At 61.6% G+C, this 14,374-nt stretch carries 11 protein-coding genes; 4 read left to right on the forward strand and 7 right to left on the reverse strand.

Translation table 11 applies throughout. The annotated features are described in order from the left end of the window. Positions 1 to 16: 16 nt before the first annotated feature. Positions 17 to 3,028, reverse strand: coding sequence for a bifunctional [glutamine synthetase] adenylyltransferase/[glutamine synthetase]-adenylyl-L-tyrosine phosphorylase (locus tag SB659_RS07760; protein WP_410550033.1), 3,012 nt, complete (start codon positions 3,026 to 3,028; stop codon positions 17 to 19). 9 nt (positions 3,029 to 3,037) lie between these two features. Continuing rightward, complete coding sequence (gene glnA, locus SB659_RS07765) at positions 3,038 to 4,378, reverse strand: type I glutamate--ammonia ligase (RefSeq protein ID WP_284979559.1); 1,341 nt, start codon at positions 4,376 to 4,378, stop codon at positions 3,038 to 3,040. A 189-nt stretch (positions 4,379 to 4,567) separates the two neighbouring features. Between glnA and panB the strand changes: the two genes are divergently transcribed. After that, a complete protein-coding gene (gene panB, locus SB659_RS07770) occupies positions 4,568 to 5,473 on the forward strand; it encodes a 3-methyl-2-oxobutanoate hydroxymethyltransferase (RefSeq protein ID WP_284976101.1) in 906 nt (301 codons plus the stop codon). A 43-nt stretch (positions 5,474 to 5,516) separates the two neighbouring features. Here the strand turns inward: panB and SB659_RS07775 are convergent, their stop codons facing one another. Next, a complete protein-coding gene (locus SB659_RS07775; RefSeq protein ID WP_284976102.1) occupies positions 5,517 to 5,681 on the reverse strand; it encodes an SPOR domain-containing protein in 165 nt (54 codons plus the stop codon). A 106-nt stretch (positions 5,682 to 5,787) separates the two neighbouring features. Between SB659_RS07775 and map the strand changes: the two genes are divergently transcribed. Then, positions 5,788 to 6,666, forward strand: coding sequence for a type I methionyl aminopeptidase (gene map, locus SB659_RS07780; RefSeq protein ID WP_410550034.1), 879 nt, complete (start codon positions 5,788 to 5,790; stop codon positions 6,664 to 6,666). Positions 6,667 to 6,734: 68 nt separating this feature from the next. After that, positions 6,735 to 7,538, forward strand: coding sequence for a polyphosphate--glucose phosphotransferase (gene ppgK, locus SB659_RS07785; RefSeq protein WP_410550077.1), 804 nt, complete (start codon positions 6,735 to 6,737; stop codon positions 7,536 to 7,538). 52 nt (positions 7,539 to 7,590) lie between these two features. On the opposite strand, the gene nrdR is transcribed toward ppgK, so the two are convergent. The 3 genes from nrdR to SB659_RS07800 all read right to left on the reverse strand — a co-directional run bounded on the left by nrdR (position 7,591) and on the right by SB659_RS07800 (position 10,154). After that, positions 7,591 to 8,094: a transcriptional regulator NrdR gene (nrdR, locus tag SB659_RS07790; protein WP_284976105.1), complete on the reverse strand. Its 504-nt coding sequence runs from the start codon at positions 8,092 to 8,094 to the stop codon at positions 7,591 to 7,593. Positions 8,095 to 8,233: 139 nt separating this feature from the next. After that, positions 8,234 to 9,616, reverse strand: a complete 1,383-nt coding sequence (gene hisD / locus SB659_RS07795; protein ID WP_410550035.1) for a histidinol dehydrogenase — start codon at positions 9,614 to 9,616, stop codon at positions 8,234 to 8,236. A 4-nt stretch (positions 9,617 to 9,620) separates the two neighbouring features. After that, positions 9,621 to 10,154 (reverse strand): hypothetical protein, encoded by a 534-nt coding sequence (locus SB659_RS07800; protein WP_284976107.1) that lies wholly within the window; start codon positions 10,152 to 10,154, stop codon positions 9,621 to 9,623. 91 nt (positions 10,155 to 10,245) lie between these two features. On the opposite strand from SB659_RS07800, the gene SB659_RS07805 reads away from it, so the two are divergent. After that, positions 10,246 to 10,764: a flavin reductase family protein gene (locus SB659_RS07805; RefSeq protein ID WP_410550078.1), complete on the forward strand. Its 519-nt coding sequence runs from the start codon at positions 10,246 to 10,248 to the stop codon at positions 10,762 to 10,764. A 51-nt stretch (positions 10,765 to 10,815) separates the two neighbouring features. Here the strand turns inward: SB659_RS07805 and dnaE are convergent, their stop codons facing one another. Beyond that, positions 10,816 to 14,373, reverse strand: coding sequence for a DNA polymerase III subunit alpha (gene dnaE / locus SB659_RS07810; protein WP_410550036.1), 3,558 nt, complete (start codon positions 14,371 to 14,373; stop codon positions 10,816 to 10,818). Position 14,374: the final 1 nt, after the last annotated feature.

Consider the following 14,374-nt stretch of genomic DNA (forward strand, 5'->3'; position numbering starts at 1 on the left):
TGAACGGCTACAGCGTTTAGTAACCGTAGAACAGTCTCTCGAAGACGCTGCGTGCGCGGCGGCTCACCCGCAAGTAGTCCTCCTCGAACTGACCGGCATTCCCGGGAGCGTAGCCACACCATCTGGCTGCGGCTTCCAGGTCCCTCCGGGAGGAAGGCAGCAGGTCCGAGGCCCGCCCGGTGTCGATCACATTTGCCGAACGGATCCGGCTGGCCAACTGCCAGGCCTCCTCCAGGAGCGCCGCGTCGTCGTCGCCCACCAAACCAAGCTTGACCGCTGCGGCGAGCGCCTCCATGGTGGAAGTGGTCCGCAGGTCAGGATGCTTCCCCGCGTGCTGAAGCTGCAAGAGCTGCACCAGCCACTCCACGTCGCTGAGTCCTCCACGGCCAAGCTTCACGTGCCTGGCCGGATCGGCACCCCTCGGGAGGCGCTCCGACTCCACGCGGGCCTTGATCCTGCGAATTTCCCGCACGTCAGTTTCGGCCAACTCTGCCGGGTACCGGATGGGATCTATCAACTTCACAAAGTCCGCGGCCAATTCGTCGGAACCAGCCATCGGACGGGCTCGCAGCAGTGCCTGCGCCTCCCAGGTCAGTGACCACCGGCGGTAGTACTCCGCATAGGAGTCCAAGGAGCGGACCATGGCCCCGTTCTTGCCCTCCGGCCGGAGATCTGCGTCGAGGACCAGGACCCGCTCGGCCAGGATGGCAGGCTTTAGCGGCTGAGTGAGGAAACTGGAAATCCGCGCAACCACTGCGGAGGCCTGTTCCTGCGCTTCCGCGTCGGTGAACCCCGGCCGCGCGCGATGGACGTAGATGACGTCTGCATCAGATCCGTAGCCGATTTCCCGGCCGCCCTGGCGTCCCATGGCGACGACGAGAACATCTGTCTTCAACGGCCCCGAACCCGCCACTGCCGACTCCGCAACGTGCAAGGCTCCGAGGACTGCAGCACGGTCGGTTTCAGCCAAGGCATGACCCACTGCGTCTTGATCGAGCAACCCGGCACTGTCCGCGATGGCTGTCCTGAGGATTTCCCGCCTTCGGATGAGCCGGACCAACCGCATGGCACTCTCCGGATCCGGATGCCTGGAGAGTTTGGACTTGATCTCCTGCCACTGCGCCTCGAAGGGAACCGGAACAAGCTCCTTGTCATTACCGAGCCAGGCAACCGATTCCGGAGATACCTCCAACAGGTCCGATATGAGCCGGGAATTGGCCAGTACCTGACACAGGCGTTCTGCTGCAGCCTGGGAATCACGGAGCATGCCAAGGTACCAGTGGGTAGTGCCCAACGCCTCGCTGACGCGGCGGAAAGCGAGGAGCCCGGCGTCGGGATCCACTCCTTCGGCCAGCCAGCCGAGCAGTATGGGCAGGAGCTGGCGCTGCAAGGCAGCCCGTCTGCTGACGCCCGCCGTCAAAGCCTCAATGTGCCGGAGCGCCCCCCGCGGATCGAGGTAACCCAGGGCGGCCAAGCGGCCTTGCGCAGCCTCGGGGGTGAGCTTGGCATCTTCACTGCTGAGCTTGGCGGCTGTGTTGAGCAAGGGACGATAGAAAATCCGGTCGTGGAGTTCACGCACGGACCTTTTGGTCTTTTGCCAGGTCCCCATCAACTGATCGGGGTGTGGACGCTCCAGGGAGAACGGTCCCAGCACGGCTTTGGCAAGGAACCGCTGGGCATCTTCGGCCGCAGGCATCAGGTGTGTCCGTCTGAGCTGGAACAGCTGGATGCGGTGCTCCAGTAATCTCAGGTAACGGTATGCGTCGTCGAAAGCTGCGGCGTCCGCCCGTCCGATGTAACCACCGGCGGACAACGCAGCAATGGCGGAGGTGGTGTCCCGGCACCGGAGCGACTCGTCTGATTTGCCGTGCACCAACTGCAGTAGTTGGACAGTGAATTCGACATCGCGGAGGCCGCCGCGGCCCAGCTTAATCTGGCGCTGCTCCTCGGCCGGCGGAATGTGGTCCGTGACCCGTCGCCGCATGGCCTGAACGGACTCAACGAACCCTTCCCGACCCGCCGATGCCCAGACAAGTGGAGCCACCGCTTCCTCGTACCGGCTTCCGAGCTCCCGGTCTCCGGCAATGGTGCGGGCCTTCAGCAAAGCCTGGAACTCCCAGCTTTGGGCCCACCGGGCGTAATAGCTCAGATGCGAGGGCAGTGTGCGAACCAACGGCCCCGACTTACCTTCGGGACGGAGGTTCGCGTCGACCTCCCACAGCCCCGGTTCAGGCGCCGGCGAAGAAATCGCGCGCGAGAGCCCCGAGGCCAAGGCGGTACCGATCGTGGCAGCGCGGGCGTCATCCAATGTTCCGGACTCGATAACGTAAATGACGTCGACGTCGGAGATGTAGTTCAGCTCGCGGGCGCCGCACTTACCCATGCCGATCACAGCGAGCCCGACGTCGGCGACCTCACCGACGTCGAACTGTTCTGCCGCCTCGGCACGGGATACGGCGAGGGCCGCCTCGATCGCAGCTCCGGCGAGGTCCGCCAGTTCCGCGCCAACGGCTGGCATGAAGTCCTGGGGAGAAGCCGCGCACAGGTCCTTGATGGCAAGTTCCGTCAGCCCCCGCCTGTAGGCAGTGCGTAATGCGGCATAGGCAGGTTGGCCGGTCATGCCGGCGACGGGCCGCTGCGAACCGGGCTCCGCTTTCACCGAACGGAGGATCGTTGCACGGAGCTCAGCGCCTTTGGCGCTCATCGGTTCAGGGCTCACCCGGACATTGAAGACGTCCAGATGCTCGGGGTGTCGTATGAGGAACTCCCCCAAAGCTTCGGATGCACCCAAAAGACGGTAGAGCGGCTCACTGGTGTCCAGATCGGCTGCCGCCAGCTTCTTCAGGCCGGGGCTTTTCTCGATCAGCCTGACCAACGACTGCAAGGCCGTATCCGGGCTGGCAGCTACGGAGAGCCCGGCAAAGAGTGCATCCTGGTCGATCCCGTCCAATTCGGGGGCAGCAAGGAAGCGTTCGCCCTTGTCAAGATCGCTGAACCCGGCCGAAATGAGCCGACGTGCAAGGCTCACTGGCCCTGCCTAGAGGATGCCGAGGTTGCGCTGCAACTCGTACGGGGTGACCTGCAGGCGGTAGTCCTGCCACTCCGCACGCTTGTTGCGCAGGAAGTGCTCAAACACCTGCTCGCCGAGGATTTCGGCAACCAGTTCCGATTCCTCCATGGCCCGGATGGCGTCGTGGAGGCTTGCCGGCAAGGGGGCGTGTCCCATCGCCTTGCGTTCGGCCGTGGTCAGCGACCATACATCATCTTCCGCTGCAGCCGGAAGGTCGTAGCCTTCCTCGATACCTTTCAAACCGGCGCCCAAAAGCACGGCGTACGCCAAGTATGGATTGGTGGCGGAGTCGATGCCCCGGTATTCGATGCGCGCCGACTGGCCCTTCCCCGGCTTGTACAGCGGAACCCGCACCAGTGCGGATCGGTTGTTGTGGCCCCAGCTCAGGTAGCTTGGTGCTTCGCCGCCACCCCAGAGCCGCTTATACGAGTTCACGAACTGGTTGGTGACGGCCGTGAATTCCGGGGCGTGTTTGAGGATTCCGGCAATGAACTGGCGTGCGGTCTTGGAGAGCTGGAACTCGGCACCGGCTTCGAAGAACGCGTTGGTGTCCCCCTCGAACAAGGAGAAGTGCGTGTGCATGCCTGAACCTGGGTGGTCCGTGAACGGCTTGGGCATGAACGTGGCGTAGGTGCCTTGCTGCAAGGCAACTTCCTTGATCACAGTGCGGAACGTCATGATGTTGTCCGCGGTCTGGAGGGCATCGGCATAGCGGAGGTCGATTTCGTTTTGGCCCGGCCCGCCTTCGTGGTGGCTGAACTCCACGGAGATACCCACCGATTCCAGCATGGTCACGGCAGTACGGCGGAAGTCTTGGGCCACCCCACCTGGCACGTGGTCAAAGTAGCCGCCTTCGTCCACAGGCACCGGCGCACCGTTCGAACCCAGGTCCTGGGACTTCAACAGGTAGAACTCGATCTCGGGATGCGTATAGCAGGTGAATCCCATATCAGCTGCTTTGGCGAGCGCCCTCTTGAGCACGTTGCGGGGATCAGCGGCCGACGGCTCGCCGTCGGGCGTCAGGATGTCGCAGAACATCCTTGAGGTCTGTTCGGTTTCGCCCCGCCAAGGAAGTATCTGGAATGTGGACGGGTCGGGCTGGGCAAGCATGTCCGATTCGAAGACCCTGGCGAGCCCTTCGATGGCCGACCCATCAAAACCAAGGCCCTCTTCGAAAGCGCCCTCAACTTCCGCCGGCGCCAAGGCTACCGATTTAAGGGAACCCACGACGTCGGTAAACCACAAGCGTACGAAGCGCACGTCACGCTCTTCGATCGTCCGCAGAACGAACTCTTGCTGGCGGTCCATGGGGCCTCATTTCCAATTCATTGTCCATGCCTCTGGTTCCAGTGATTGGAGCCAGGACAGCTCAGCCTTCACTCTACTAAGAGTTCAGTGCCAATGTGGTGCTGGCGGCTTCGCGTAACACAGCGTTTACATACGGAGACGGCGTCCCCGCTGGTGGCAGGCACCGCACGCACGGCATAGGCTCTATCCATGGCCCCGAGCAACTTTCCAGAATCCAGCACGCCCAGCGAAGTATCCGCACCCTACGGTTCGGGCCCAGCCGCTACAAGCAGCAGTTCGACGGCGGGTAGCGCGAAGCCTGCCGGACGGGTCCGGATCCACCACCTGCAGCAGGCCAAGGACAACGGTGCCCGTTTTGCCATGCTGACGGCGTACGAGCAGTACACTGCCGAGATCTTCGACCAAGCCGGCATTGAAGTCCTCTTAGTGGGCGACTCAGCCTCGAATAACGTCTTCGGCAATGAGACCAGCCTTCCCGTCACGGTGGACGAGCTCCTTCCGCTGTGCAGGGCCGTGAGCCGCTCGGCCAAGAGGGCGCTGATTGTTGCGGATCTCCCATTCGGCAGCTACGAAGTTTCCGCCGAACAGGCCGTGGCCACCGGTGTCCGGTTCCTCAAGGAAGGCCTGGCCCACGCCGTCAAGATCGAGGGCACCGCTTACTACGCTGATACTGTCACTGCGATGGTGCAGGCCGGGATCCCCGTCATGGCGCACATCGGATTCACGCCCCAGAGTGAGCATTCCCTCGGGGGATACCGCGTCCAAGGACGTGGCGATGACGCCCAGCGACTGATCGACGACGCGATCGCGTTGCAGGACGCCGGTGCTTTCAGTGTCCTCATGGAGATGGTCCCGGCAGACACTGCCGCTGCCGTCGACGCTGCGTTGCGGGTGCCGACGGTTGGCATCGGCGCGGGCAAAAGCACCACGGGACAAGTCTTGGTGTGGCAGGACATGGCCGGTCTCCGCGGCGGCAAAATGGCAAAATTCGTCAAGCAATACGCGGACCTGCGGTCAACGCTGAGCGACGCCGCCGCGGCCTATGGGGAAGACGTAAGGTCCGGCCAGTTCCCCGGACCCGAGCACTCCTTCTAGTCCGGGCCCCGCCCGTCTTCGTTTCGGCTAGTCCTCGTCCAGGCTAGTCTTCGTCCTGCGCGTCCCACGCATCATTGCGGGCCTTGACCTTTTCCAGGGCGTGTTCGGCTTCTTCCCTGGTTTTGTAGGGGCCGATGAGCTGAGACCAGTCGGACATGGCGTCCTCTTCGATCTCGTGGGTGTTGACGTTGTACCAGTACTCCGGCACTTTTCCTCCTCCATCAGTAGTTGGTGCACGCGTAACGTTCGGCGGACCAGTGGAAGCCCCGCCGGGCATTGTTACTTACGTCTCTTGGGCCTTATATGATCAATCTATGCCTTCTCCAGCTTCCACTGCACCTACCGGCACGCTCACCCCTGGAACCATCAGCCCTGAGCGAGCTGTTCCGGCGTCGATCGCCAGGCCCGAATACGTTGGCAAGAAGGCACCCAGCAAGTTCACGGGTTCCGAGGTCAAGTCCGCCGAGACCATTGAGAAGATCCGGATTGCCAGCAAAATAGCCGCACAGGCGATTGTCGAAGTTGGCAAGTACATTGTCCCCGGCGTCACCACGGACCGGTTGGACGAGGTTGGCCATGAGTTCCTCCTCGATCACAATGCCTACCCATCCACGCTGGGCTACCGCGGCTTTCCGAAGTCGATTTGCTCGTCCCTGAACGAAGTCATCTGCCATGGAATCCCGGACTCAACGGTGGTTCGAGACGGCGACATCATCAACATCGACATCACGGCATTCATCGGCGGGGTGCATGGGGACACCAACTACACCTTCCTTGTTGGCGATGTGGATGAAGAATCCCGTCTGTTGGTTGAGCGTACGCAGGAGTCGCTCAACCGGGCCATCAAGGCCGTGGCTCCGGGCCGCGAGATCAACGTAATCGGCCGAGCCATCCAGTCGTACGCCAAACGCTTCGGCTACGGCGTGGTCCGGGATTTCACTGGCCACGGTGTAGGTGAAGCCTTCCATACAGGCCTCATCATTCCGCATTACGACGCCGCACCGGCGTACAACACAGTGATCGAAACGGGCATGGTCTTCACCATCGAACCCATGCTCACCCTCGGCAGCATCGAATGGGACATGTGGTCTGATGACTGGACAGTGGTTACCAAAGACCGCAAACGTACGGCCCAATTCGAGCACACGCTGCTGGTCACTGAAACCGGCGCGGAAATCTTAACCCTTCCCTGAGTTACCGAAATGTGTCTGCAGCCCAGGGGCTGCCGCCGCCCATCCCTCCTGCCATGATCGGAAATGCATTGTCCAAAAAGGATGAGAAAAACCACAAGCACGCCCCGCTGATCGGTATCGACATCGGCGGCACCGGAATCAAGGGCGGCATCGTCGACCTAAAAAAGGGCAAGCTGATCGGTGACCGGTTCCGGGTTCCGACGCCTCAACCGGCGACGCCGGAGGCCGTTGCGGAGGTCGTGGCCGAGATAGTCGCCGAGCTCTCGAGCCGACCCGACGCACCCGACGCCTCATCACCCGTAGGAGTCACCTTTCCCGGCATCATCCAACATGGTGTGGTTCACTCAGCGGCTAACGTGGACAAGTCCTGGCTTGAAGCCGACATCGACAAGGCGTTCACCAAGCGGCTTGGCCGCCCTGTAGAGGTGATTAACGACGCCGACGCCGCCGGGCTGGCCGAGGCCCGCTATGGCGCCGGCGAAGGCGTGGACGGCACGGTCCTGGTGATCACGCTGGGCACCGGCATTGGATCGGCCTTCATCTTCAATGGCCATCTGGTTCCCAACGCCGAGCTTGGCCACCTCGAAGTGGACGGTGTCGACGCCGAAACCAAGGCATCCGCCGTCGCCCGGGAGCGGGATGGGCTGACCTGGGACCAGTACGGAGTTCTTCTGAACCGGTACCTCCAGCACGTCGAGTTCCTGTTCTCCCCTGAGCTTTTCATCATTGGAGGCGGCATCTCCAAGCGCTCCGATGAGTACTTCCCGCACTTGGATCTGCGGACCAAGATCGTCACTGCAGAGTTGAAAAACGATGCCGGCATCGTGGGTGCAGCGCTCGAGGTGGCCCTGCATCACAAGCTCGCCAAGTAGGCTTCGGATACTTCTCCGGCGGCTGCGGATTCGTGTCCGCGGCCGCCCGGAGCTAAAGCTGGCTTTTCTCAGTACCTTTTGCTTCTGAGTTCACCGCTTTGGCATGGTCTTGGGCCTCGTGCCGCAACAAGGAGATCGCCGACTCAAAGTCCTCCAAGGACTCAAATGCCTGGTAGACGCTGGCGAACCGGAGGTAGGCGACTTCATCGAGCTTCCGGAGCGGGCCCAGGATGGCCAGGCCTACTTCGTGCGCGTCGATTTCGGCTGCACCCGATGAGCGGATGTTTTCTTCGACCTCTTGGGCCAGCATGGCCAGATCGTCTTCGGTGACGGGACGCCCTTGGCACGCCTTCCGGACGCCACTGATGACCTTGATCCTGCTGAAGGGCTCGCCAACACCGGAGCGTTTGATAACGGACAGACTGGTGGTCTCCACCGTAGTGAACCGACGTCCGCATTCAGGGCATTGCCGCCGACGTCGAATGGAAGTACCGTCGTCCGCCATACGGCTGTCCACGACGCGGGAGTCGGGGTTCCGGCAGAACGGGCAATACATGCTGGGCCTCCCCCACAGTTCCGGACGTCTGTGGGCAGGGCGCCGCGAGCGTGCCGGAGGATTCACTTCCGACTTCAGTTTACGGGCGCGGGCACCGTAATGACAAGCTTGTCATTACTACATGTAGTGCCAGCCACCCTTACATGTTGTGGTTGGCGTCCGGTTGGAAACGGATCCTGACAGCGTCTCCGTGCCCGGGAAGGTTCTCCGCGCCGGACAGGCTCACGATATGGCTGCTGACCTGCTCCAGGGCGGCACGGTTGTAATTGATGACTTGGACTGCACGCAAGAACGTGGTCACATTCAGCCCCGACGAGAAAGCCGCCGTCCCGCTGGTCGGAAGCACGTGGTTGGACCCGGCACAGTAGTCACCCAGGCTGACCGGGCTGTAGTCGCCAACGAATATCGCTCCGGCATTTCGGATCCGTGCCGCCACGGAGGCTGCGTCCTTGGTCATGATTTCCAGGTGCTCGGCGGCGTAGGCGTTGCAGACCGCGATGCCCTGTTCCAAGTCATCCACCAACACCACGCCGGACTGGGGCCCGGACAGCGCCTCCACCACGCGTTCGCTGTGCTTGGTCGCTGCCGCCTGCTTCTTCAATTCACCCACGACGGCGTCAGCGAGTTCCGCTGAGTCGGTCACCAACACGGACGCAGCCTTGGGATCGTGCTCTGCTTGGCTGATGAGGTCCGCCGCCACCAAGGGGGCCTGTGCGGAGGAGTCTGCCAAGATCGCGATCTCCGTGGTGCCCGCCTCCGAGTCGATGCCTACCACTCCCCTGACGAGCCTCTTGGCGGTGGCTACGAAGATGTTGCCCGGCCCTGTGACAACGTCAACGGGCTCGATCGGTAATTGCCCGTTACCCCCGGGGACTCCGTAGGCAAAGGAAGCGATCGCTTGGGCTCCGCCAATGGCGTACACCTCTTCTATACCGAGCAGCGCCGCTGCCGCCAGGATGGTTGGGTGTGGCAAGCCGCCGAATTCCTTCTGTGGCGGCGAAGCCAAGGCGATGGATTCGACGCCGGCAGCCGCTGCGGGCACGACATTCATGATCACCGAAGAAGCAAGGGGCGCAAGACCGCCAGGAACATACAACCCAACCCGGCCTACGGGAATCCAGTTTTGGCTGACGACGGCGCCGTCCGCCAATGCGACGTCGACGTCGGCTGGCCGTTGCTGCCGGGCGAACTGCTTGGCCCTGCTGATCGATTCCTCCAGCGCAGCGCGGACGTTCGGCTCCAAGCCTGCCAGCGCTTGGGCGAGCGCCTCTGCAGGCACCCTGGGATGGGACTGTTCCACGCCGTCGAACGTCTTTGCCAGTGCTGACAACGCCTCAAAGCCGCGGCTGCGTACGGCGGAAATGATATCAAGGACCTTTTGTTCCGCGTCCGCCATCGTTTGATGCTTCGCCCTCGGCACAGCCGCACGCAATTCCGCCAGGGAAAGGCTGCGCCCCCGGAAATCAATGGTTCGGAAGGCCAGGGAGACGGCGGGTGCGGAGGTATCGGGAGAAGTGGTCACCGCCCTATTTTACGGGCTTCCCGGAAAGAACCCCGAACAAGGAAAGGACGAACGTGACAAATGCCGTAGCACCTGGCCATAAGGCCAGCACCGAATAGGAGCGCAGCGTGAATCCATAGTCGGACCCGAGCGCTGGATCCACGGCGGGACCCCACAACTGCGCGGCCAGCAGGCCGATCGACCAGGAGACAACGGCACCTGCGGCCCCACCGAGGAGCGCAAACGCAAAGCGCCGGCCTGCTCCCCGTGTGTTCAGTTTCCCGTCCAAAAGGAAACCCGTCACCACTCCGGCAACCAATGCCAAACCGCCAAGGACCAAGTCACGCGGCAACCACGATGCTGGAACTGAGGGGTTGGCCAACGCCGGATTTCCGGACAGCAGATTGCCTCCCCCCGGGGCCAACAGCCACCAGAGGAGGCCCACAGCAATCCCCGAAGCCGCCGGGAGAACCAGCCAGGCTATGTCCCGCCGCCCTGGGCGGTGGGAGGCGGGGCCGGCTGTGGCTTCCGCGGAAATCTCTACAGTGGGGTCGGTCATGCTCCCACATTAACAAAGGTTCATGCCACCTCAACAAAGTAAGGAGCCGCACCAGAAGGGGAATACGCTGAAGGGAGTACCTACCCGCACCATGGAGGAGAAACACCCCGTGTCCACCGAGCCGACTGGCTTTCAGCAAACCTTCAGGGAAATGTTCCGCCGGCACGCGGCAGGGGTGGCGATTATCACCGCCAACCTCAACGGGCACCCGTTCGGGTTCACCGCCACGTCAGTGGCCTCGCTATCCGCTGAGCCGCCTCGCTTTACGTTCAACATGGCCCGGAGCTCGAGTTCATGGCCTGCTGTGGCCAACTCCGAATTCATCGGCGTGCACATGTTGGGCCTTGAGAACCAGGCTCTGGCCAACCGTTTCGCAAGGACCCGCAACCGCTTCGAGGGCGACCACTGGGAGCCCGGTCCCCACGACGTTCCGATCCTCAAAGACGTCAGCGGGTGGCTGGTGGGACGGATACAGATGCGGCTTTCCTTCGAGAACAATGCCGTGGTGGTGGTAGAGGTCATCGACGGCCAAGTGGGCGAGGACGGCACTCCCCTGCTGTACCACGGCGGAGCCTACAGCAAGCCAACACCCTTGGATTATGAGATCTGAACACGCTAGCTAGCAATAGGTGTAGCTAGCAAGTACTCCTCAGTTGTCGTCTTAAGTGTCAAGGCAGGCCGGCCCCAGGAGGACCTTGAGGTCGCCAAAGAGTGACCGGCTGGGATTTACCCGCAAATGTACGGGCAGGCCCATGACTTCGACTTTGGTATCACCGGTGAGCTTGAGGCGCACCTCGGAATTTCCGCGGTGCGTTCGAAGAACGTCGCGCAAATCTGTCACCACCGTCTCTGTGGCTTTATAGGTGGGAAGAGTGATGACCACCGGACCGTTCACACTTTCGCTGAGGTCCGGTACCGATAGTTCCATGCAGTTCAGCGTCACCGCACCATCGTCCCGGCGCTGCAAGCGGCCTTTAACAACCACGATCAGGTCCTCGGCCAGCACTGAAGCTATGGGACCGTATACCTGGCCAAAGAACATAACCTCAATGGACGCACCAAGGTCCTCGATCTCCGCGCGGGCATAGGCATTGCCGCTGGCCTTGGCGATCCTGCGGCTGAGGGAGGTAATCATGCCCGCAATGGTGACTATCGCGCCGTCGTGCGGCCCATCCTCGGCGATAATCGACGCAATGGACTGTTCCGCGTGCTGGTTGAGGACGCCTTCGAGGCCCTGCAACGGATGGTCCGATACGTAGAGCCCCAGCATGTCCCGTTCGAAGGACAACTTGTCCTTCTTTTCCCATTCCGGCAGGTCCGGGATCTCAGTGGTCAAGGACGCTTCAGGTTCTTGGTCTTCAAAGCCAGCAAAGAGGTCGAACTGGCCAATGGCCTCATTCCGCTTAAGGGTGATGACCGAATCGATGGCTTCCTCGTGGATCATCGCCAGCGCGCGGCGGTGATGCCCGAGCGAATCGAACGCTCCAGCCTTGATCAAGGACTCGATCGTACGCTTGTTGCACACCACGGCAGGCACCTTCAGCAGGAAGTCCTTGAAAGAGGTGTATTTGCCCTCGGTGGTGCGGGCCGAGACCATGGCGTCCACCACGTTGACGCCAACGTTGCGGATAGCGCCCATGCCGAAGCGGATATCGTGGCCCACTGGCGTGAAGTTCAACGATGATTCGTTCACATCCGGAGGCAGGACCGTGATGCCCATCCGCCGACATTCGTTGAGGTAGATAGCCGATTTGTCCTTATCGTCACCCACCGATGTCAGCAGGGCAGCCATGTACTCCGGCGCATAGTGCGCCTTCAGGTAGGCCGTCCAGTACGAAATCACGCCATAGGCAGCCGAGTGCGCTTTGTTGAAGGCGTAGTCGGAGAACGGAAGCAGGATGTCCCACAGCGTCTTGACAGCGGCCATGGAGTAACCGTTGTCCTGCATGCCTTGGGAGAAGCCGGCAAATTGCTTGTCCAGCTCGGATTTCTTTTTCTTACCCATGGCGCGGCGAAGGATATCTGCCTGGCCAAGTGAGTAGCCGGCCAGCTTTTGCGCCACGGCCATGACTTGCTCTTGGTACACGATCAGGCCGAAAGTGCCGCCAAGGATCTCCCTCAGGGGTTCTTCCAACTCCGGGTGGATGGGGATCACTTCCTGGATCCCGTTCTTCCGCAGTGCGTAGTCGGTGTGGGCGTTGGCGCCCATGGGCCCGGGGCGGTACAGCGCGAGAACTGCCGAAATGTCTTCGAAGTTGTCGGGCTTCATGAGCTTCAACAGGGAGCGCATGGGGCCGCCGTCGAGCTGGAACACGCCCAGGGTGTCGCCGCGTGCCAGAAGTTCGTACGACGCCGCGTCGTCCAGTTCCAGGTTTTCCAGGTCCAGGTCCACGCCGCGGTTCATCTTGATGTTCTCAAGTGCATCAGAAATGATCGTCAGGTTCCGGAGTCCCAGGAAGTCCATCTTGATCAGGCCGAGGCCTTCGGACGTTGGGTAATCGAACTGCGTGATGACCTGGCCGTCCTGGAAACGGCGCATCACGGGGATGACATCGATGATGGGGTCCGAGGACATGATCACACCAGCGGCGTGGACACCCCATTGGCGTTTCAGTCCCTCAATGCCCAATGCCGTCTCGAAGACCTTCGCGGCCTCGGGATCTGTGGCGATGAGCTGGCGGAAGTCCGCGGCTTCGCTGTAGCGCTTGGACTCCGGGTTTTGGATGTCCGCGAGCGGGATGTCCTTGGCCATCACAGCCGGCGGGAGGGCTTTGGTCAACTGCTCACCCATGCTGAATGGGTAACCCAATACGCGCGATGAGTCCTTCAGCGCCTGCTTGGTCTTGATGGTTCCGTAGGTGACGATCATGGCTACGCGCTCGTCACCGTACTTCTTGGTGACGTAGTCGATGACCTCGGAGCGGCGCCGATCATCGAAGTCGACGTCGAAGTCAGGCATGGAAACGCGGTCCGGGTTGAGGAAGCGTTCGAAGATCAGGCCGTGCTGCAGGGGGTCGAGATCCGTAATGCGCATGGCATAGGCAACCATGGAACCCGCACCTGAACCACGGCCGGGACCCACGCGGATTCCGTTGTTCTTTGCCCAGTTGATGAAGTCGGCCACCACCAGGAAGTAACCGGGGAAGCCCATGGATGTGATGACGCCGAGTTCGTAATCGGCCTGGGCGCGCACCTTGTCCGGAATGCCTTGCGGATAGCGGTACTTGAGGCCCGTATCCACTTCCTTGACCAGCCACGAGGTCTCGTCTTCCCCGGGCGGGCAAGGGAACCTGGGCATGTAGTTGGCACCGGTGTTGAAGGATACCTCGCAGCGTTCAGCGATCAAGAGGGTGTTGTCGCAAGCCTCAGGGTGGTCGCGGAACAATTCGCGCATCTCTTGGGGAGACTTCAAGTAGTAGCCGCTGCCGGAGAACGCAAAGCGTGAGCCGCCATTGTCGTACGTTGGCTCCAGCAAGGTAGAGCCTGATTGGATCGCCAGCAGCGCCTCATGGGCCTTGGCGTCGTGCTCGTGCGTGTAATGCAGGTCATTGGTGGCGACGAGGGGAAGGTTCAGTTCTTTGGCCAACCGCAGGAGGTCGCCTGTGACGCGGCGTTCAATATCCAGTCCGTGGTCCATCAACTCACAGAAGTAGTTTTCCGCACCGAAGATATCCCGGAACTCGGCGGCCGCTTCGACCGCCTCCCGGTACAGTCCCAGCCGGAGCTTGGTTTGGACCTCCCCGGAAGGACACCCTGTGGTGGCAATCAAACCTTCGGAGTAGGTGTTGAGGAGTTCACGATCGAGCCGGGGCCATTTGCCGAACACGGAATCGAGGGAAGCGATCGATGAAGCCCGGAACAAATTGCGCATGCCCACGTTGTTGTAGCTCAGGAGCGTCATGTGGGTGTACGAGCCACCACCGGAGACGTCGTCCTTGCGTTGGCTTTCATCGCCCCAACGCACACGCTCCTTGTCACCGCGCGCGGTTCCGGGAGTTACGTAGGCTTCGACGCCGATAATCGGCTTGATGCCTTTGTCCGTGGCTTTACGCCAGAAGTCGAATGCGCCGAAAAGGTACCCGTGGTCCGTGGTCGCCAGGGCGGGCATGCCGAGCCGTTCCGTTTCATCAAACAACTCACCCAACCTGGCTGCTCCATCCAGCATGGAGTATTCGGTGTGGGTGTGCAGGTGGACGAACGAATCATTGCTGGAAGTCACC

The sequence above is a fragment of the Arthrobacter sp. SIMBA_036 genome (assembly GCF_046535135.1).
GTDB lineage: Bacteria > Actinomycetota > Actinomycetes > Actinomycetales > Micrococcaceae > Arthrobacter.